We start from the raw sequence: 20,657 nt of genomic DNA, 5'->3' as shown, positions 1-20,657 counted from the left end.
CATCGTGACGAGTCCGCGGCCACCCGCCGCGGCCGGCCTGGACGAAGGGGACCACGACCATGAGTGCCATCAGAGGCTCGCGACGGCTGCTTGCCGGCGCCGCAGGAACCGCAGCGCTCGCGCTGGTGCTGACCGCGTGCGGCGGGGGTTCCGGCGACGGCGGGAGCGGCGGCGGCGGAGGCAGCGCCGAGTCGCTGGTCGTCGGTACCACGGACAAGATCACGTCGCTCGACCCGGCCGGGTCGTACGACAACGGGTCGTTCGCGGTGATGAACCAGATCTACCCGTTCCTCCTGAACACCCCGTACGGCAGCCCCGACGTGGAGCCGGACATCGCGGAGTCGGCGGAGTTCACGTCGCCCAAGGAGTACACGGTCAAGCTCAAGCCGGGCCTGAAGTGGGCCAACGGCAACGACCTCACGTCCTCCGACGTCAAGTTCACCTTCGACCGCCAGCTCGCGATCGCGGACGAGAACGGCCCGTCGTCGCTGCTGTACAACCTCGACTCGGTGGAGACGCCGGACGACACGACCGTCGTCTTCAAGCTCAAGAGCGAGAACGACCAGATCTTCCCGCAGATCCTGTCGTCCCCGGTCGGCCCCATCGTGGACGAGGACGTCTTCTCGGCCGACGCCGTGACGCCGGACCAGGAGATCGTCGACGGCAAGGCGTTCGCCGGCCAGTACTCGATCACGAGCTACAAGACCAACGAGCTCATCAGCTACGAGGCGTACGACGGCTACCAGGGCATCCTCGGCGCGGCCAAGACGCCGAAGGTCGCCGCCAAGTACTTCACGGACGCCTCCAACCTCAAGCTCGAGGTGCAGGACGGCTCGGTGGATGTCGCCCTCCGCTCGCTGTCGCCCACGGACATCGAGGACCTGCGCGGCGACGACGCGGTGAAGGTCGTCGACGGGCCCGGCGGCGAGATCCGCTACATCACGTTCAACTTCAACACCCAGCCCTACGGCGAGAAGCAGCCGGACGCCGACCCCGAGAAGGCGACCGCGGTGCGTCAGGCCGTCGCCGACCTCATCGACCGCGAGGCCCTGGCCGACCAGGTCTACAAGGGCACCTACACCCCGCTGTACTCCTTCGTCCCGGACGGCCTGACCGGCGCCACGGAGCCCCTCAAGGAGATGTACGGCGACGGTCAGGGCGGCGCCGACGCCGACGCGGCGAAGAAGCGCCTCGACGACGCCGGCGTCACCACCCCGGTCGAGCTGAACCTGCAGTACTCGAACGACCACTACGGCCCGTCGTCGGGCGACGAGTACGCGCTCATCAAGGACCAGCTCGAGGAGAGCGGCCTGTTCACGGTCAACCTGCAGACCACCGAGTGGGTGCAGTACTCCAAGGACCGCACGTCCGACGTCTACCCGGCCTACCAGCTCGGCTGGTTCCCGGACTACTCGGACGCGGACAACTACCTCACGCCGTTCTTCCTCAAGGAGAACTTCCTGGGCAACCACTACGTGAACCAGGACGTGGAGGACATGATCCTCGAGCAGGCCGTCACGGCCGACGAGGCGAAGCGCACCGAGCTCCTGGGCCAGATCCAGGAGGCCGAGGCCGAGGACCTGTCGACCGTCCCGTACCTGCAGGGTGCGCAGGTCGCGGTCACCGGCGCCGACGTCACGGGCGTCGAGGACACGCTCGACGCGTCGTTCAAGGTCCGCTACGCCGCGATGGCCAAGGGCTGAGAGACGGACTGAGCTCTTCTCGTGGCTGCCCGTAGCACGGCAGGAAGCGCACTGGGACGCTACGTCCTGGTGCGCTTCCTGCTCATCATCCCCACCGTGTTCATCCTGGTCACCACCGTCTTCGTGCTCATGCGCGCGACCGGTGACCCCATCACCGCCGCACTGGGCGGCAAGCTTCCGCCCGACCAGCTCGCCGAGCTGATCCATGCGGCCGGCTACGACCGACCCATCATCGTCCAGTACTGGGAGTACCTCACCGGGATCTTCTCCGGCGACTTCGGCACCACGATCAGCGACAACCGGCCGGTCACCGAGGTGCTCACCACCTACGGGACGGCGACGCTGGAGCTCGCGTCCTACGCGATCCTCGTGGCTCTCGTGCTGGGCGTCCCGTTCGGGATGGTCAGCGGCTACTTCCGCGACCGTCTGCCGGACGCGGTGCTCCGCATCCTCGCGATCCTCGCGTACGCGACGCCGGTGTTCTTCGCCGGCCTCGTCCTCAAGCTGGTGTTCTCCGTCTGGCTGGGCTGGTTCCCGGTGGCCGGGCGCGTGTCCACCGACGGGGAGATCGCGATGCAGCTCGCCGGGGCCGACTCCGGGTTCATGCTGATCGACGCGTTCAAGACGGGCGACCCCGAGGTCGTGCTCGACGTGCTGTCGCACGCCGCGCTGCCGGCGATCGCGCTCGGCCTGCTCACTGCCGGCGTGTTCCTGCGCCTCGTGCGCACCAACATGATCGGCACCCTCGGCACCGGCTACATCGACGCGGCCCGCTCGCGGGGCGTCAAGGAGAGCCGCCTCGTGCGCAAGCACGCGTGGCGTCCGGCGCTCATCCCGATCATCACCGTGGCCGGCATGCAGGTCGCGATGCTGCTCGTGGGCGCCGTGCTCACCGAGACCACGTTCGAGTGGCGCGGCCTCGGCTTCCAGCTGTCGGAGTACCTCCAGGCGCGCGACTTCGTCGCCGTGCAGGGGATCGTCGTGCTGATGGCCGTGGTCGTGGCGGTGACGAACTTCCTCGTGGACGTCCTCGCCGCCCTGATCGACCCGAGGGTGAGGTACTGATGACCAGCGGAGAGATCACGAGCGTCGGCACGGCCGGCGCCGCCCCCGAGCACGTCGCCGGACGCGGGGCCTGGTTCAAGAAGCTGCCGGTGGTGCATCAGGTGCGCCAGAGCGTCGGGCTCCAGCGGGGCATGCTCGTCGCGGGCCTCGTCCTGACGACGCTGTTCGTGCTGGTCGCGGTTTTCGCGCCGCTCCTGGCGCCGTACGGCTGGTCGCAGCTGCGCAGCGGGGACGGCGTCGCGTTCGGTGCCCAGCAGCCGCCGTCGGCGGAGCACTGGTTCGGTACCACCGTCGGCGGCTACGACGTCCTGTCCCGCGTGGTGTGGGGCGCGCAGACGTCCCTGCTCGTCGTGCTGGTCGCGGTCGTGGCGTCGATCGTCGTGGGCGTGCTGCTCGGCCTGGTGTCGGGGTACTTCGGCGGCTGGCTCGACCGGGTGCTCGTGGTGATCGCGGACGCGATCTACGCGTTCCCGTCGCTGCTGCTCGCGATCCTGCTCGCCATCGTCATCTCGGGCGGGCAGTCGAGCATGTGGGGCGGCATCCTCGCCGCCGCGCTGTCGATCACCGTGGTGTTCGTGCCGCAGTACTTCCGGGTGGTGCGCGCCGAGGTGGTGCGGATCAAGGCGGAGGCGTTCGTCGACTCGGCGCGCGTGCTCGGCACCGGGCACTGGCGCATCATGACCCGCCACGTGCTGCGCAACTCCACGCGCACGCTGCCGCTGATCGTCACGCTCAACGCGTCGGAGGCGATCCTCACGCTCGCGGGGCTCGGCTTCCTCGGCTTCGGCATCGAGCCGACGGCGGCCGCCGAGTGGGGTTACGACCTGCAGCGTTCGCTCGCCGACGTCACCTCCGGCATCTGGTGGACCGCGCTGTTCCCGGGTCTCGCCATCGTCCTCGCGGCGATGGGCATGACCCTCATGGGCGAGTCGCTCAACGACCTGGCCGACCCGCGCCTGCGCTCGCGCGCACGCTCCGGCAAGGTGGCGGGGGCGGTCGCGGCGACGTCGGTCGAGGCGGACGCCTCCGACCCGGAGAACCCGGCGTCCGCCGAGCACTCGCAGGAGAACCCGAAGGGAGACGACGCATGAGCGCCGTCGCATCGAGCGCCGCAGCGTCGAACGGCGCGTTCGCGTCGAACGGCGCCGTCGCGTCGGTCAGGGACCTCGAGGTCTCGTTCGCCACGGACGCCGGCCCGGTGCGGGCCGTCGCCGGCGTGAGCCTCGACGTCCAGCCGGGGGAGGTGCTCGCCGTCGTCGGCGAGTCCGGCTCGGGCAAGACCGTCACGGCCAAGACCATCCTGGGCCTCCTGCCGGAGACGGCCACCACGAGCGGCGCCGTCGTGCTCACCGGGCGCGACGGCGCGACCACGGACGTCGTCGCCGTCTCGGCGGCGAAGCTGCGCCAGGTGCGCGGCCGCGACGTGGCGATGGTGTTCCAGGAGCCGTCCAGCGTGCTCAACCCCGTGTACACGGTGGGGTGGCAGATCGCCGAGGGCATCCGGGCGCACGGCGACGTGTCGAAGAAGGAGGCGCGGCGGCGGGCGATCGAGGTGCTCGGCACGGTCGGCATCCCCGACCCGGAGCACCGCGTGGACCACTACCCGCACCAGTTCTCGGGCGGGCAGAAGCAGCGCATCGTCATCGCGATGGCGCTGGTGCTGGGGCCGAGCCTCATCGTCGCGGACGAGCCGACGACGGCGCTGGACGTCACCGTCCAGGCCGAGATCCTCGACCTGCTGCGCCACCTGCGCGACGAGACGGGCACCGCCATCGTGCTCATCACGCACAACATGGGCGTGGTGGCGGACCTGGCCGACCGCGTCGCCGTGATGTACCAGGGCAAGGTCGTGGAGCAGGCGCCGGTCAAGGACCTGTTCGCCGACCCGCAGGCCGACTACACGAGGGCGCTGCTGAAGGCCGTGCCGCGCGTCGGGGAGGGCACCGCCCGCGCCGTCGAGCGCGCGGCGGCCCGGCCCGCGGGGTGGGAGTCGTCGGAGCCGGTGGTGCGGGCCGAGGGGCTGACCATCACCTACCCGGGCCGGTTCCGGCAGCCGGCGTTCACGGCCGTGGACGGCGTGGACCTCGCGATCCGTCCGGGCGAGGTGCTCGGGCTGGTGGGGGAGTCGGGATCGGGCAAGACGACGATCGCCCGCGCGATCGCCGGGCTCACGCCCGTCAGCGGCGGGTCGCTGCGCGTGCTCGGCACGGAGATGCTCGGCGCCAAGGGGCGTGACCTCAAGGCGATGCGCCCGCGGCTGGGCTTCGTCTTCCAGGACCCGGCCACGTCGTTCAACCCGCTGCTGACCATCGCCGAGTGCGTGGCCGAGCCGCTGGTCGTGCACGGGCGGGCACGCCACCCGGAGGCCGCGCGCGGTCGTGTCGACGAGCTGCTGGAGGCCGTCCAGCTGCCCCGCAGCTACGGCGACCGGTACCCGCACGAGCTGTCCGGCGGGCAGCGGCAGCGCGCGTCGCTGGCGCGCGGCCTGGCGCTCGACCCGGAGCTGCTCATCGCCGACGAGCCGACGTCGGCCCTCGACGTGTCCGTGCAGGCGCGCGTCCTGGAGCTCTTCGCCGAGCTGCAGAAGGAGCTGGGCTTCGCCTGCCTCTTCGTGTCGCACGACCTGGCCGTCGTGGACCTGCTCGCCGACCGCATCGCGGTGCTCTACCGCGGGCACCTGGTCGAGGAGGGGACGGGCGAGCAGGTGCTGGGCGGTCCGCGCGAGGACTACACCAAGCAGCTGCTGGCCTCGCTGCCGCTGCCCGACCCGGAGGCGCAGGCCGCGCACCGCGAGGGGCTGCACGCCCTGCGCACGCCGAGGTAGCTCGTCTCCCGCCGAGGTAGTTCGAGACGAGCTACCTCGGCGGGGGTCAGAGACCGAGCGCGTCCTTCCACTCCTGCGGCAGGAGCGCGTAGCCGACGAACGCGACGACGTCGAGCAGGGTGTGCGCGACGACGAGCGGCACGACCCGCTGCCGCCCCCAGCGGCTGGTGTAGAACCAGGAGAAGACGACGCCCATCACGACGTTGCCGAAGAACGGCCCGATGCCCTGGTACAGGTGGTAGGAGCCGCGCAGCAACGAGCTCCACACGACGAACCACAGGCGGGACCAGCCGAGGTCGCGGGTGCGCTCGTGCAGGTACGCGACGGCCACGACCTCCTCGAGCAGCCCGTTCTGCAGGGCGGCGACGATCAGGACCGGCACCGTCCACCAGTGCTCGTTCAGGGCGCTGGCCTGCACCTGGACGGTGATGCCGAGCAGGCGGCCGAGGCCGTAGAACGCGAGGCCCGGGATGCCGATGGCGGCGGCGAGCGCGAACCCCCACGCGACGTCGCGGCCCGGCCGGGCTCCCTCGAGACCCCAGTCGAGGCCGATCCGGCGACGCGTGCCCCGCCACGTGGCGCCGGCCCGCCCGCTGAGCAGGTACAGCGCCAGCGCGACCGGGACCAGCGCGAAGAAGATCCCCAGCAGCTGGTAGGTGAGGTCGAGCAGCGAGCGGTCGGACTGGCTCGCGTTGAGGGTCGCGGACTGCTGTGCGAGCGGGGTCTCGGCCGTGAGCCGCGCGACGATGTTGACCAGCGCGTACACGCCGCTCTGCCCCAGGCTGAGGCCCAGCACGATCCAGATCTCGGCGGTGGTGCGGCGTCGCGCCGCGGGCGTCATCGTCTGCGGGTCGGCCACCGTCCGGTTATAGCACCCGCCCCTGGACGATCAGGTGGACGGGGGACGGCCCGGACGCCGGGCGGGTGCCGCGTCGCGCGGCAGCCGACCGGCGTCCTTGAGCGCGCGGCGCAGCAGCAGGTCGATCTGGGCGTTGACGCTGCGCAGGTCGTCGGCGGCCCAGCGGGCGACGGCGTCGTGGATCGCGGGGTCGAGGCGCAGCAGCACCTGCTTGCGTGCAGGCCGGGCGGGGCGCCCGGGACCCTCAGGGCGCTCGGTGCCCGGGGACGCGGAGTCGTCCCCGGGCACGTCCCCCGGTGCAGGGGCGGCGGGCGTCACTGGTACAGCGATCCCGCGTTGACGACGGGCGTGGCGCGGCTCTCGCCGCACAGCACCACCAGCAGGTTGGACACCATGGTGGCGCGGCGCTCGTCGTCGAGCGTGACGACGCCGTCCGACTCGAGGCGGTTCAGCGCGTCCTCCACCATCGAGACGGCGCCCTCGACGATGCGCGACCGGGCGGCGATGATCGCGCCGGCCTGCTGGCGCTGCAGCATGGCCTGGGCGATCTCGGGGGCGTAGGCGAGGTTGGAGATGCGGGCCTCGACGACCTCGACGCCTGCGACGGCGACGCGGGCCGCGACCTCGGTCGCGATCTCCCCGGACACGAGCTCCGTGGCGCCGCGCAGCGACTCGACGCCGTCGCCGCCGTCGTACGGGTGGGACATGGCGACGTGCCGCAGCGCCGACTCCGCCTGCACGGAGACGAAGTCGTCGTAGTCCTCGACGGCGAAGCTCGCCCTGGCGGTGTCCGCGACCTGCCAGACGACGATCGCGGCGATGTTGATGGGGTTGCCGTCGGCGTCGTTGACCTTGAGCTCGCTGGTCTCGAAGTTCCGCACCCGCACGGAGACGCGGCGCCTCGTGCTGAGCGGGACGGTCATGACCAGGCCCGTGCGACGGATCGTGCCGAGGTAGCGGCCGAAGAGCTGCACGACCAGCGTCTCGCCGGGGCTGATCACCGAGATGCCGGTGAGCACGGCGAGCGCGAGCAGCAGGCCGACCGCCAGCACCCCCACCATGGCCGGGGCGTCGCTCGAGACGGCGCCGAGCGTGCCGAGGGCCAGGACGAGCAGCGACACGACCACGCCGAGGACGGCGCCGCCCGCGCCGACGGACCAGGCGGGGCGCTCCGCGACGTCGACGCGGGTGCCGTCGTGGCCGACGGGCCGTCCGGTGGGCTCGCCGCCCACGGAGTCCTGGACGGGGGTGGTGCTCTCGGGCATGGCAGCTCCTGTGCTCGGGGCCGGGCGGTCCGGCGATGCGATAGCAAAGTGATATCACATTACTGGGATCTTGTGCGTGGAGCTGCTCGGTGGCATGATCGACAAAGCAGTTTGCAACGCAAAGTTCTCTGTTCAGTCCTCTGCGAGGTAGCGATGACCGACCACCCTGACCGTCCCGGCGACGACGACGCCGGGCTGGCCGCCGCCGACTCCCTGCGGCTCATCCGCGAGCAGCAGGACCGCGCCCGTGCCGCCCTCGGGCCGGACGGCCGCGCGCTCTACGGGGTGTGGGGCGTCGCGTGGCTCGCCGGCTACCTGGTGCTGTGGTCCAGCGCGCAGGGACGCGAGCAGCCGGAGGCCTGGGCGTACTGGGTCTTCGCCGGCGCGCTCGCGGCGGCCGTCGTCTTCACCATGGTGCACACCATGAGTCGCACCTCGGGCACACGCGGCGTCTCCGCCCGCACGGGCGCGATGTACGGCTGGGCGTGGATGCTCGGCTTCCTCACCTTCAGCGCGTTCCTCGGTGGGCTCGCCCGCGCCGGCGCCGACGGCGAGCTCATGGGCCTGGTCAGCAACGGGGGCGCGTGCCTCGTGGTCGGGCTCCTGTACCTGGGCGGGGCGGTCGCGTTCGACGACCGCAGCCTCTTCGTCCTCGGCGCGTGGATCCTGCTGGTCGCCGCGGCCGCCACGCTCGCCGGCCTGCCCCTCACCTACCTGGTGATGGCGTTCGCGGGCGGCGGTGGCTTCCTCGTGATGGCCGCCGTCGAGCACCTGCGGATCGTGCGGCGCCGCCGCCGGCGCCGCGCGGACGCGGAGGTGGGCCGTGGCTGACGCCCTCGACCCGGTCATCCACGCGCCCGCCCGGCTCCGGGTCGTCGCGACGCTCGCCGCCCTGGACGCCGGTGACGAGCTGAGCTTCCCCAAGCTGCAGAAGCTGCTCGACATGACCGCCGGCAACCTGTCCACCCACCTGCGCAAGCTCGAGGACGCGGGCTACGTCCGCGTCACCAAGACCCACGAGGGTCGTACCCCCGCGACGTACCTCGCGCTCACCCCGCACGGGCGTCGCGCCTTCGAGGACTACCAAGAGGCCCTCACCGGCCTGCTGAGAGGAGCCGGATCATGACCCGCACCCGACCCCCGGAGCGCGCCCCCGCCCTGGCCGGGGCGCCGCTCGCACCCCCCGCCGCGCCCCCCGCCGCGGCCGTCGTCGCCGTGCGCGGCGTCACCCGGCGGTTCGGCGACGTCGTCGCGCTCGACGACGTGTCGCTCGACGTCGGCCCCGGCGAGCTCGTGGGCCTGCTCGGGCCCAACGGCGCCGGCAAGTCCACGCTGCTCTCGCTGGTCAGCGGCCAGCGCCGCCCGGACGCCGGCACCGTGCGCCTGCTGGGCGGCGACCCGCGCGACGCCGCCAGCCGCGCCGGGCTCGGCATCACCCCGCAGGAGACGGGGCTGCCCGCCACGCTGCGGGTGGGCGAGGTCGTCGACTTCGTCGGCGGGCACTTCGCCGACCCGGTGCCCACCGGCGAGCTGCTGGAGCAGTTCGGGCTCACCGACCTGGCGCGGCGGCAGACGGGGGCGCTGTCCGGCGGGCAGAAGCGGCGGCTCGCCGTCGCGCTGTCGCTCGTGGGGCGGCCGCGCGTCGTCCTGCTCGACGAGCCCACCACCGGCCTCGACGTCGGCGCCCGCCAGGCGCTGTGGGACGCCGTCCGCGCCTACCATGCGGCCGGGGGCACGGTGCTGCTCACCAGCCACTACCTCGAGGAGGTGCAGGCGCTGGCGCAGCGCGTCGTCGTCATCGACCGCGGCGTGGTGCGGGCGGACGACACGCTCGACGCCATCCTGCGGCGTGTGGGCCTGCGGCGCGTGGCGCTGCGGGCGACGGCCGACCTGGCCGCGTGGCCCGGCGTCGTGCGCGCGGAACGCCTCGACGACGGCACGCAGGAGCTGTACACGGCGGACGCCGACGAGCTCGTCCGGTCGCTGGTGCGCGACGACGTGGACTTCCACGACCTCCGCATCCGGGGCGCGAGCCTCGAGGAGGCGTTCGAGGAGATGGTGACGGAGGCGGCACGATGAGCGCGACGACGACCCCCGCCCGGGCGGGGACGGCCCCGGGACCGCTGCGGCTGACCTGGCTGCACCTGCGCTACCAGTTCCTCGAGACGGTGCGCGTGCCCATCGCGGTGCTGGGCAACATGCTGTTCCCCGCGCTGGCGATGTTCTTCTTCGTCGTGCCGCAGCGCGACGTCGCGAACAACCCGCTCTGGGCCACGATGTCGGTGGCGAGCCTCGGCCTGTTCGCCGTCTGCTCGGCCAGCCTGTTCACCTACGGGCTGGGCGTGGCGGAGGACCGGCAGCTCCCGTTCGACCCGTTCCTGCGCTCCCTGCCCGCCGGCCCCGGCCCGCGGATGGTCGCGCGGATCGGCAACGGCGCGATCTTCGCGCTGTTCGGGCTGGTGCCGCTCATCCTCATCGGCTGGCTGTTCACCGCCGCGACGGTGACGTTCGGGCAGCTGCTCGCCGGGGTGGGCACGATCCTGCTGGTCTCCGTGCCGTTCGTGCTGCTGGGCATGGCCGTGGGCTACTCGCTGTCCGCCAAGGCCGCGCTGCCGGTGGTGCAGGCGGTGCTGTTCCCGCTGGCGTTCGCGGGCGGCCTGTTCCTGCCGCCGCAGGCGTTCCCGTCGTGGCTGGACGCGATCTCGCAGGCCACGCCGACACGCGCCGGTCGTGACCTGCTGGTGCAGGCGCTCACCGGCGAGCCCGCCTACGGGCTCGCGTGGGTGGTGCTGCTCGGCTGGACGCTGCTGTTCGCCGTCCTGGCCGTCGGCGCCTACCGCCGCGACGAGGGTCGCCGCTTCCGCTGACCGGGGCCCGTGCTGCGAGCATGATGGTGGCCCTGTTCCGCGACCGGAACAGGGCCACCGACATGCTCACGGCACACGCGGGTCAGCAGGGGTCAGCCGGCCCGGCGCAGGCGCAGCGAGTTGCCGACGACGATGACGGACGACGCGGCCATGGCCGCCCCGGCGATCATCGGGTTGAGCAGCCCCGCCGCGGCGAGCGGGATCGCCGCCACGTTGTAGGCGAACGCCCAGAACAGGTTCTGCTTGATCACGCGCAGCGTGCCGCGCGACAGGCGGACGGCGGCGGGGGCCGAGCGCAGGTCGCCGCGCACGAGCGTGATGTCGCTCGCCTCGATCGCGACGTCCGTGCCCGTGCCCATCGCGAGCCCGAGGTCGGCGGTGGCGAGCGCGGCGGCGTCGTTCACGCCGTCGCCGACCATCGCCACGACCCGGCCCTCGGAGCGCAGCCGGGTCACGACCGCGGCCTTGTCCTGCGGGAGCACGCGGGCGATGACGTCCTCGTCGGCGATGCCGACCTCGCGGGCGGCGACGCGGGCCGCGCCCTCGCCGTCGCCGGTGAGCAGCACGGGCCGCAGGCCGAGGTCGCGCAGCTCGCGGACGGCCTCGGCGGAGGTCGCCTTCACCGGGTCGCGCAGCACGACGACGCCGCGGGCCGCGCCGTCCCACGCGACGACGACGGCGCTCGCCCCGGTCGCCTCGGCGTCGTCGAACGCGGCGGCCAGCCCGTCCGTCCCGTCGCCGTCGAACGCGACGCCCTGCCCGGCCAGCCACGAGGGCTGCCCGACGAGCACGCGCCGGGCGTTGAGCCCGCCGTCGACCCCCAGCCCGGTGAGGCCCGAGTGCGCCCGTCGCACGACCGCCTCGACGCCGCCGCCCGGCGTGGCGCGGAAGTCGAACGCCTGCAGCGCGCCGATCCCGACGCCGTCCGCCCCCGTCCCCCCGGACGTGTCAGGCTCCGCGCGCGGCGTACCTTGCGCTCGTCCTGACAGCTCCGTGGCGGCGGCCGCCACCGCGTGGGCGATCGGGTGCTCGCTGAGTGCCTCGACTGCGCCGGCGTAGGCGAGCACCTCTCGCTCGCCGGCGGCGCCGGCGACGACGCGCTCCACCTCCATGCGGCCCTCGGTGACGGTGCCGGTCTTGTCGAGCACGACGGTGTCGACGCGGCGGGTGGACTCCAGGATCTCCGGGCCCTTGATGAGGATGCCGAGCTGCGCGCCGCGGCCGGTGCCGACCAGCAGCGCGGTGGGCGTCGCCAGCCCGAGGGCGCAGGGGCAGGCGATGATCAGGACGGCGACGGCGGCGGTGAACGCGAGCTGCACGTCGGCGCCGGCCAGCAGCCAGCCCACCAGGGTGAGCACGGACAGCCCGATGACGATCGGCACGAACACGGCGGAGATGCGGTCGGCGAGCCGGGCGACGGGCGCCTTCCCGGTCTGGGCCTGGGAGACGAGCCGGCCGATCTGCGCGAGCGTCGTCTCCTCGCCCACGCGGGTCGCGCGCACCAGCAGGTGGCCGGACGTGTTGACGGTCGCGCCGGTGACGGCGTCCCCGGGGCCGACGTCGACCGGGACCGGCTCGCCCGTGAGCAGCGAGGTGTCGACGGCGCTCGCGCCCTCGACGACCTCGCCGTCGGTGGCGACCTTCTCGCCCGGCCGCACGACGAACACGTCGCCGACGGCGAGGTCAGCGACGGGCACGCGCTCGGTGACGCGCCCGCCGTCGGGCCCGGTCAGCGGCGTGCCGTCGGGGGCGAGCCGCACCCGCTCGGCGTCCTTGGCGCCCAGCTCCAGCAGGGAGCGCAGGGCGTCGCCCGCGCGGCGGCGCGAGCGGTGCTCGGCGTACCGGCCGGCGAGCAGGAACGTCGTGACGACGGCCGCGACCTCGAAGTACAGCTCGGGGGTGCCGCCGGACTCGGACGGGATCAGCGACGGCCGCATCCGCATGCCGAGCTCGCCCGTGCCGCCGAGCGTGAGCGCCCACACCGACCACAGGGTCGCGGCGATGACGCCGAGCGAGACCAGGGTGTCCATCGTGGACGCGCCGTGCCGGGCGGCCCGCGCCGCCGCGGTGTGGAACGGCCACGCGCCCCACGTCACGACCGGCAGCGCGGCGGCGGCGACCAGCCACTGCCAGCCCGTGAACTGCAGCGCGGGGATCATCGACAGCGCCACCACCGGCACGGTGAGCACCGCGGACGCGACGAGCCGCCGGCGCAGGTCGGCCCCGCGGGCGTCGCCCGGAGCCGACGTGTCCGACGACGGGCGGGCCGGGGCGCGCTGCGCGTCGGACAGGTCGGGTGCGGTGGCGGAGGTGTCGGGCTCGGGGTGCACCGGAGCCGGCTGAGGGTCCGGCACGGGCCGGGCGACGTCGCGGCGGCCGGTGACGCGGGCGCCGTAGCCGGCCTTCTCGACGGCCTCGACCAGCGCGGCGTCGTCGACGGGCGACGTGAGCTCGACGTGCGCGCTCTCGAGCGGCAGGTTGACGGTGGCGGTGACGCCGTCGACGCGGTTGAGCCGCTTCTCGACGCGGGCCACGCACGAGGCGCAGGTCATGCCCTCGATGGCGAGGTCGATCTCGAGGATCGGCGGCGTGGCCGGGGCGGGTCCTGCCGGGGCGACCGGCGAGGACGTGGGGGTGCTCATGAGGGTGACTCCCTGAGGTGCTGGGTGGAGGTCACCCGCGACGACCGGGGTGGCGGGGTCGCGGTGGGGGCGCCGGGTCGGGGCGACGACGGCGCGGCGCGGAGGGCCTGGGTCGCGGACGCTCGGGGAGCGGGCGACGGTTCGGCAGGCGGTCCGCGGGGTGGCTCGCGGGGGCGAGCGGTGCGGCTCAGGCGCGCGGGGGCACGGTCAGGTCGTACGTCTTGTGCTCGCGCGCGGCGTGCTCGTGGCCGCAGCCGCAGGCCCCGTCGTGGGCGTGCTGCCGGGCGGGCGCCTGCGCGGCCTGCTGGGCGGCGAGCGCGTCCTGCTGGACGGCGACAGACGCGACGTCGTACCCGGCCTCGTCCACGGCCTCGCGCAGCGCGGCCTCGTCGAGCGGGGCGTCGGAGAAGACCGCGACGTCGGAGGTGCCGCCGACGTGCAGCTCGACGCTGACGTCGACGACGCCCGGGACGGCGGAGAGGTCCTTGGTGACGTGCGCGACGCAGTTGGCGCAGGTCATGCCGGTGACGCCCAGGGTGGTGACGGTGCTCATACGTGCTCCTTCGTCGAGGGTGGATCGGCGGGTGGATCAGGAACGGACGAGGCGGCCGATGGCGTCGGCGGCCTCCTTGACCTTCGCGGCGCCCTCGGCCTCGGAGGCGCGGGCGGCGTCGACGACGCAGTGGCCCAGGTGGTCCTCGACGAGGCCGATCGACACGGCCTGCAGCGCCTTGGTCACGGCGGACACCTGGGTGAGGATGTCGATGCAGTACACGTCCTCGTCGATCATGCGGGCGATGCCACGCACCTGACCCTCGATGCGGCGCATGCGCTTGAGGTAGGCCTCCTTGTCGGAGGCGTAGCCGTGCGGCCCGTCGTGCGGGTGGCCGCCGTCGGCCGCGAGGTCGGGGAGGGGCGTGCCGGTGTCGGTCATGGGTCCACCATACCCCTAGGGGGTACCGTGTCAAGCCGTCGGCCCCGGCTGCCCGCGCCTGCACCGCCGCCTGCCCCTAGTCTCGCCATGAAGGGCGGAGGCGGCATGGGTACTGCGATCCGGCGTGCGGCTGCGGCCCTGGGTGCGCTCGCGCTGGCCTTCGTCACCCTCACGCTGCCCGCGGCGGCGCCCGCGTCGGCGGCACCCACGCAGCCGTTCACGGTCAAGTTCTCGACCAACGCCAACGGCGCGCTCACGACCGTCGGCAACAACCTCTTGACGTGCAGCGCGTCCTCGTCCTGCACGAGCGCGCAGAACGGTGCGGCCGCGGACAACAACGCCTTCACCATGACGCAGCTCGACGCCGACGGGACGCCCGGGACGACGAACTCGTCCGCGTCCCGGCTCGACCTGCCCGAGGGCGCGACCGTGCTGTGGGCGGGCCTGTACTGGGGCGCGCGGCTGGACGCCGGCGCCGGAGGGCAGAGCGCGTCCGCGAGCGCGATCGGCGCGATGTCGCTGCGCGCCCCCGGGGACTCCGGCTACCGCACGGTCGCGGCGTCGACGGCGGCCCGCGACCAGTTCGGCCCGAACACCTCGAGCTACGGCGCGTACCAGCGGTTCGCCGACGTCACGGCGATCGTCAGGTCCGCGGGCAACGGGAGCTACTGGGGCGCGAACGTCGCCGCTGCGACCGGGCAGGACCGGTACGCCGGCTGGGCGCTCACGGTCGCGTACTCGGCCCCCGGCCTGCCGCTGCGCAACCTCACGGTGTTCGACGGGTTCGACGTCGTGAGCAACAGGAGCCCGCAGTCGGTGCAGGTCTCGGGGTTCCTCGCGCCCCGGTCGGGCACGGTCGACGCGCAGCTGACGATGGTGGCCTACGAGGGCGACCTGTCGCAGACCGGCGACTACACGAGGCTCGACAGCACCCAGCTGGCGACGGCGGCGTCGCCGGGCTCCAACTTCTTCGACTCCACCAACGACACCAACGGGTCGTCGGTCGCCACGCGCACGCCCGCGCACCGGAACATGCTCGGGTTCGACGTGAAGAACCTCGGCGCCTCGGGGGTGATCCCGAACGGCGCCACGAGCGCGACCTTCACGTTCTCCAGCAACGGGGACGTCTACTACCCGGGGGTGGTGGGCCTGGCGATCAACCTCTACGCCCCCGACTTCACGGCGTCGGCCAAGACGGTCGTGAACCTCAGCGGGCACAGTCCGGCCCGCCCGGGCGACACGCTGGAGTACACGGTCCACTACTCCAACACGGGGCAGGACCCCGCCGTCGACGCCGTGTCGGAGGACGACCTGCCGCCCGGCACCTCCTACGTGCCGGGGTCGTTGCGCTACCTCGCGTCGCCGGTGTCGCCGCCGGGCGGGCTCACCGACGGCGCGGGCGACGACCGGGGTGAGGTCGACGGGCGGACGGTGCGCGTCCGCGTGGGGACGGGGGCGACGGCGTCGGCCGGGGGCACGGTCGACATCGGCGCGGCGCCCGCCTACGCGTTCCAGGTGACGCTGGACGACGACGCGGGCGGGACCACCGTCGCAAACCTCGCGAACCTCGACTACGCGACGGCGACCACCGGGACGGCGGCGCGCTACACGACCCCGCCCGCGAGCGTGGACGTGGCGCGGCAGGCCGACGTGTCGGTCACCAAGACGATGTCCCCCGACCCGGCGGCGGTCGGTCAGGACGTGACCGCGACGCTCGTCGTCCGCAACGACGGGCCGAACGCCGCCACGGACGTGACGGTCACGGACCCGGTGCCCGCCGGCTGGGACGGCGTGACCGCGACGTCCACGGCCGGGACCTGCGCCGTGGCCGACGGGACCGTGAGCTGCGCGCTCGGTGACCTCGCCGACGGGGCGACCGCGACCGTGACCCTCACCGGCACGACGTCGTCGGGCTCGACGGCGACGTCCCTGACCAACGTCGCGACGGTGAGCACGTCGTCCCTGGACCCGACGCCCGCGAACAACGTCTCCGGCGCCACCGTCACGCTCGCGCGGCGGGCCGACCTGTCGGTCACCAAGACGGCGTCCCCGACGACGGCCGGCCCGGGCGCCGAGACGACCTGGACCCTCCGGGTGTCGAACGCCGGGCCGTCCGACGCACGTGCCGTGCGGATCACCGACGCGCTCGACGACGCCGGCCGGGCCACGCTCACCGGCGCGACGATCACGTCGGCGGACGGGTCGGCCCCCGCGTGCGAGGAGCCGACCGGCCGCGGGGCGACCTGCACGCTCGACACGCTCCCCGCGGGCGCGACGGCGACCGTGACCGTGACGGGGACGCTCGCGACGAACCTCACGGAGGGCGTCACGGTCGGCAACACGGCGACCGTGACGTCGGCGACGCCCGACCAGGCGACCGGCGACAACACCGCGACGGCGACCGTGACGGCGGGCGACCCGGAGGCCGACGTCCGGGTCACCAAGGCGGGCCCGGCCGACGTGGTGGCGGGCCGGAGCATCGCGTGGACGGTGACCGCCACGAACTACGGGCCCGCGGACGCGACCGGGGTGGTGGTCACGGACGCCGTCCCCGACGGGGTCACCGGCATCGGGGCGACGACGTCCCGCGGCGACGCGTGCACCGTCGAGGACCGGACGGTCACGTGCCCGGTCGGCGCCCTGCCGTCCGCCGGCGCGGGCACGGCGGGAGCGGCGGTGACGATCACGGTGACCGGCCTCGTGGCGCCCGGGACGACCGGCACGCTCCGCAACACCGCGACGGCGACGTCCACGTCCACCGACCCGGCGGGCGGGAACGACACCGCCACGTCCGACACCGCGGTGCGCGCCGAGTACGACCTCGCCGTGACCAAGACGGCCAACCGCACGACCCTGCCGGCCGAGGCGCCGCGGCCGGTCGACTACCGGATCACGATCACCAACAACGGCCCGTCCGCGGCGCGCGACATCGACGTGAGCGACACCCTGCCGGACGCGCTGGACCTGCGCGGGGCGGACCCCGTCACCGGGTGCGCGGCGGACGTCACCGCGGACGGGTTCACGTGCACGGTGCCCGGCCCGGTCGCGCCCGGCGAGACCGCCGTCGTCACCGTGGCGATGCAGGCCGACGAGGTGCTCGCGGGCGGTCCGGACGTCGTGCAGACGGTCACGATCGACGCGCCGGGGGACACCGACCCGTCGAACGACGAGGCGTCGTGGACGCTCAGCGGGCTCCCGTTCGTGGACCTGTCGCTCGCCAAGACGGCGGACGCCACGGTGACGGCCGGCGGCACCGCCACCTACGACCTCGTCGTGACCAACACGAACGACCCCGCCGACGTCACCGAGAACCTCGCCGCCCTCCGCCCGGTCCTCACGGACACGCTGCCGGACGGCATGACCTTCCAGGGCGCGACCGTCACCTCCGGCGGCGGTCAGAGCGTCACCTGCGGCACCAGCGGGCAGACGCTCACCTGCCAGCTGGGGGCCAACCTGGACGCCGGGGCGTCGGCGACGGTCGAGGTCACGGTCGACGTGGCGCCGGACGTCGCGGCCGGGGCCACGCTGGTGAACGCGGCCACGGTCGTCACGGGGAACATGGAGACCAACCCCGACAACAACCTGGCGAACAACAGCGCGCAGGCGTCCAGCACCGTGGTCGCCGAGGCGGACGTGGCGGTCACCGGGCTCTCCGTCGAGCCCGTGGACCCGGACGCGACCGGCCCCGCCACCCATCGCCGGGTCCACCTCACGGTGTCCAACGAGGGGCCGTCGGTCGCCCGCGACGTGACCCTGCGCATCGAGCGCACCGAGGACGGCGTGCTCGTGGACCCCGGGACGCTGCCCACGGACTGCACCGCGACGGCACGGGAGATCGTCTGCACCCTGGACGGCCGTGACCTCGCGCCCGGCGAGTCGGTCGACATCGACTACGTCCTGGAGGTGGCGAGCTACGTCGACCCGGGCACCTACGTGAAGACGGCGCAGGTCTCGAGCTCCACCCCGGACACCGACCTCACGAACAACACGCAGCAGGCGTCCACCGTCGTGGGCGCCCCCGTGACCGACCTGGCCGTCACCAAGACGGCGACCGGCACCGTCCCCAACCCGGACGAGGCCACCGGCACGCACGACTCGTTCGTGGCCGGCGGCGCCTTCACCTACCGCATCGCGGTCGCCGTGCCCGAGGCCGCCCGGCCCGGCGCGGGCTACGCGGACGCGCAGGACGTCGTCGTCGAGGACCTGCTGCCGCTCGGCTTCGTCGCCACCGGGGCCAGCACCGGCAGCGGAACCTGCACGATCACCCCCGTGGTGGAGCCGGGCGGGGGCGTGCGCAGCGCGCTCTCGTGCTCGCTCGGCACGGTGCACGGCTGGTCGGGGGCGACCGCGCCCGCCCCGGTGGTCGTCACCGTGCACGGCACGCTGGACCCGGACGCCAACAACCTCAACGGGGGCGACCGGTTCGCCGAGCAGGTGCCGAACACCGCCACGGCCACCACCGGCACCCCGCTGGCCGGCGGCGCGACGAGCGTGCAGGACGCCGCCGCGGTCGACGTCGTCGAGATCGCCGACCTCCACCTGGTCAAGACGCCCGACGCGGCCACCGTCAACGCGGGCGGTACGGTCGGGTACACGCTGACCGTCGTGAACTCGGGGGCGTCCGGCGTGGAGCACGCGGTCGTCACCGACTCCCTGCCGGCCGGGTTCACGCTGGTGGACGCCCTGTCGGAGTGCACGCCGCCGCAGACGACGCCGGTGGACGAGACCGAGGCCCGGCCGCAGGTGCCCGACGGGCCCGGGCAGGAGATCGCGTGCCGGCTGGGCGCGGTCCCGGCGGGCGGCTCGGCCACGATCCACGTGGTGGCCTCGACGCCGGACACGTTGGCGGCGGGCACGGCGACGAACACCGCCACGGTCGGCCTGCTGGCGAACGAGGCCGCGCCGGACGACAACACCGCCACGGCCGACGTCGACGTGCGGCGCGTGACGAACCTCGGTATCTCCGCCTCCGCGAGCACGCTGACGCCGGCGGCCGGCCAGGACGTGACGTTCACCGGCTTCGCCGTGAACAACGGCCCGTCCACCGCCGACGGGACGAACGGCGACACCGTCTTCCCGCCCGGGTTCGTGCCCTACGCGGACAGCGTCGACGTGCCGTTCAACGACTGCACCTGGAACCGCACGCCGCCCGACGACCCCACGACGGCGTCGTGGGAGGACTTCCGGTACGTGCTGCACTGCGAGCCCCTGACGCCCGGGGCGCGGTGGGAGGCAGGGGGCGCGACCACCAACGTCGTGACCGTGCACGTCCCCGGCGACACCCCCGCGGGCAGCTACTCCGGGCGGGCGGTGATCCGCTCGGACACGCCGGAGACCACGGAGGAGGACAACGAGGCCCCGCTGACGCTGACCGTCCAGCACGTCTCGGACACCAGCCTCGTCAAGGACCTCGTCGAACCGCACCCGATGGTCGCCGGGAGCCCGGCGACGTGGCGGCTGACGATGCGCAACGCCGGGCCGTCCGTCGCCGAGGACGTCGTCGTGTCGGACACCGTGCCCGGCGGCATGACGTTCGTGTCCGCGGAGCTCGAGGGCGGCGCCGACTGTCCCGTCCCGGAGACGCACGGCCTCCCGAACGGCGACACCGAGACGATCGTGCGCTGTCCGGTGGGCCGGATCCCGGTGGGGGAGTCGGCGTCGGTGCTCGTGACGTTCGACGTGGCCGCCGACCAGGCGGGCGAGAACCTGTGCAACTCGGCGCTGGTCGGCTCCGGCTCCCTCGACCCGGCCGCCGCGGACAACGAGGGCGAGAGCTGCGGCGAGGTCGTCGCGCCGCCGGGCACCGACGTCTCGCTGGTGCTGTCGCCGCCCACGCAGACCCACCTGTCCGGCGAGCGTGCGGAGCTCACCGCGACGGTGCGCAACGAGGGGCCCGGGGACGCCACCGACGTCGTGGCCGTGCTCGACGTGCCGCCCGGGCTCACGGACTACAGCGGGGTGGCGGTGTCCTGGCCGGCCGGGAGGCCACAGCCGCCCGACGGGGTGGTCGGCTCGCTGACGCTCGACGTCGGGGACCTCGCGCCGGGCGAGGCGGTCGTGTACCGGGTCGTCGGGACGGCGACCGGCAGCCCCGGCGACGTGCTGCCCGTGGACGGCGTCGTCACCCACGACGAGCCGGACACGGTCGAACCCAACGACACCGACGAGGTGCAGATCCTCATCGTGGAGCCGAGCCCCTCGCCGAGCCCGTCGCCGAGCCCGTCGCCGAGCGCGTCCCCGAACCCCTCGCCCAGCCCGTCCGGCGTGCCGTCGTCGCCCGGCCCCACGTCGGGCGCCCCCGCGGTGCCGCCCGGCCCCGGGGACCCCGGTGGCACGACGACCGCGCCCCCGTCGGCGTCCGGGCCGCTGCCGGTCACGGGCGCGCAGGTGGTCGGGTGGGTGATCGCGGCGCTGGTCGTGACCGGTGTCGGGCTCGCGCTGCTCGCCGCCGCGCGGCGCCGCCGGGAGGGCTGACCGCGCCGACGAGGAGGCCCCGCG

General features: G+C 73.9%; 15 protein-coding genes. 9 read left to right on the top strand and 6 right to left on the bottom strand.

Going from position 1 to position 20,657, the window contains the following annotated elements; all coding sequences use genetic code 11:
• Positions 1-59: 59 nt before the first annotated feature.
• The 4 genes from ACFQ8E_RS20265 to ACFQ8E_RS20250 are packed head-to-tail and all read left to right on the top strand — an operon-like array spanning position 60 to position 5,592.
• Positions 60-1,703 carry an ABC transporter substrate-binding protein gene (locus tag ACFQ8E_RS20265; RefSeq protein WP_430552362.1) on the top strand — a complete coding sequence of 548 codons (1,644 nt, stop codon included), beginning with the start codon at positions 60-62 and terminating at the stop codon, positions 1,701-1,703.
• 21 nt (positions 1,704-1,724) lie between these two features.
• Entirely contained in the window at positions 1,725-2,768 is a 1,044-nt protein-coding gene (locus ACFQ8E_RS20260) for an ABC transporter permease (RefSeq protein WP_430552361.1), read from the top strand.
• On the top strand, positions 2,768-3,859 hold the full coding sequence (locus ACFQ8E_RS20255) for an ABC transporter permease (protein WP_430552360.1): 1,092 nt from the start codon (positions 2,768-2,770) through the stop codon (positions 3,857-3,859). Before ACFQ8E_RS20260 ends, ACFQ8E_RS20255 begins: the two co-directional genes overlap by 1 nt.
• Positions 3,856-5,592: a dipeptide ABC transporter ATP-binding protein gene (locus ACFQ8E_RS20250; protein WP_430552359.1), complete on the top strand. Its 1,737-nt coding sequence runs from the start codon at positions 3,856-3,858 to the stop codon at positions 5,590-5,592. Before ACFQ8E_RS20255 ends, ACFQ8E_RS20250 begins: the two co-directional genes overlap by 4 nt.
• A gap of 46 nt (positions 5,593-5,638) precedes the next feature.
• Here the strand turns inward: ACFQ8E_RS20250 and ACFQ8E_RS20245 are convergent, their stop codons facing one another.
• Genes ACFQ8E_RS20245 through ACFQ8E_RS20235 form a run of 3 tightly spaced genes read right to left on the bottom strand, consistent with a single transcriptional unit; the run spans position 5,639 to position 7,716 of the window.
• Positions 5,639-6,433 carry a CPBP family intramembrane glutamic endopeptidase gene (locus ACFQ8E_RS20245; protein WP_430552371.1) on the bottom strand — a complete coding sequence of 265 codons (795 nt, stop codon included), beginning with the start codon at positions 6,431-6,433 and terminating at the stop codon, positions 5,639-5,641.
• A gap of 48 nt (positions 6,434-6,481) precedes the next feature.
• The gene (locus tag ACFQ8E_RS20240; RefSeq protein ID WP_430552358.1) at positions 6,482-6,769 is read right to left on the bottom strand and encodes a hypothetical protein; all 288 of its coding nucleotides are present in this window, start codon (positions 6,767-6,769) and stop codon (positions 6,482-6,484) included.
• Entirely contained in the window at positions 6,766-7,716 is a 951-nt protein-coding gene (locus ACFQ8E_RS20235; RefSeq protein WP_430552357.1) for an SPFH domain-containing protein, read from the bottom strand. Before ACFQ8E_RS20235 ends, ACFQ8E_RS20240 begins: the two co-directional genes overlap by 4 nt.
• Before the next feature lie 153 nt (positions 7,717-7,869).
• Here ACFQ8E_RS20235 and ACFQ8E_RS20230 point away from each other — a divergent pair, with 153 nt between their 5' ends.
• Genes ACFQ8E_RS20230 through ACFQ8E_RS20215 form a run of 4 tightly spaced genes read left to right on the top strand, consistent with a single transcriptional unit; the run spans position 7,870 to position 10,583 of the window.
• Positions 7,870-8,547 (top strand): hypothetical protein, encoded by a 678-nt coding sequence (locus ACFQ8E_RS20230; RefSeq protein ID WP_430552356.1) that lies wholly within the window; start codon positions 7,870-7,872, stop codon positions 8,545-8,547.
• Positions 8,540-8,842 (top strand): transcriptional regulator, encoded by a 303-nt coding sequence (locus tag ACFQ8E_RS20225; protein WP_430552355.1) that lies wholly within the window; start codon positions 8,540-8,542, stop codon positions 8,840-8,842. The genes ACFQ8E_RS20230 and ACFQ8E_RS20225 overlap by 8 nt, the downstream gene beginning before the upstream one ends.
• Positions 8,839-9,795: an ABC transporter ATP-binding protein gene (locus tag ACFQ8E_RS20220; protein WP_430552354.1), complete on the top strand. Its 957-nt coding sequence runs from the start codon at positions 8,839-8,841 to the stop codon at positions 9,793-9,795. Before ACFQ8E_RS20225 ends, ACFQ8E_RS20220 begins: the two co-directional genes overlap by 4 nt.
• Positions 9,792-10,583: an ABC transporter permease gene (locus ACFQ8E_RS20215; RefSeq protein ID WP_430552353.1), complete on the top strand. Its 792-nt coding sequence runs from the start codon at positions 9,792-9,794 to the stop codon at positions 10,581-10,583. Before ACFQ8E_RS20220 ends, ACFQ8E_RS20215 begins: the two co-directional genes overlap by 4 nt.
• A 92-nt stretch (positions 10,584-10,675) precedes the next feature.
• Here ACFQ8E_RS20215 and ACFQ8E_RS20210 read toward each other — a convergent pair whose 3' ends face one another.
• The 3 genes from ACFQ8E_RS20210 to ACFQ8E_RS20200 form a co-directional block, all read right to left on the bottom strand.
• Entirely contained in the window at positions 10,676-13,225 is a 2,550-nt protein-coding gene (locus tag ACFQ8E_RS20210) for a heavy metal translocating P-type ATPase (RefSeq protein ID WP_430552352.1), read from the bottom strand.
• A gap of 187 nt (positions 13,226-13,412) precedes the next feature.
• Positions 13,413-13,778 carry a heavy-metal-associated domain-containing protein gene (locus ACFQ8E_RS20205; protein ID WP_430552351.1) on the bottom strand — a complete coding sequence of 122 codons (366 nt, stop codon included), beginning with the start codon at positions 13,776-13,778 and terminating at the stop codon, positions 13,413-13,415.
• 36 nt (positions 13,779-13,814) lie between these two features.
• Positions 13,815-14,159, bottom strand: coding sequence for a metal-sensitive transcriptional regulator (locus tag ACFQ8E_RS20200; RefSeq protein ID WP_430552350.1), 345 nt, complete (start codon positions 14,157-14,159; stop codon positions 13,815-13,817).
• Between the two features lie 105 nt (positions 14,160-14,264).
• Here ACFQ8E_RS20200 and ACFQ8E_RS20195 point away from each other — a divergent pair, with 105 nt between their 5' ends.
• Entirely contained in the window at positions 14,265-20,633 is a 6,369-nt protein-coding gene (locus ACFQ8E_RS20195) for a hypothetical protein (RefSeq protein ID WP_430552349.1), read from the top strand.
• The last annotated feature ends 24 nt before the right edge of the window (positions 20,634-20,657 follow it).

It is taken from the genome of Isoptericola sp. NPDC056573, from assembly GCF_042793335.1.
Classification (GTDB): domain Bacteria; phylum Actinomycetota; class Actinomycetes; order Actinomycetales; family Cellulomonadaceae; genus Isoptericola.
Note: the sequence above shows the minus strand (reverse complement) of the source record. Positions and strands in the feature narration are given on the sequence as shown.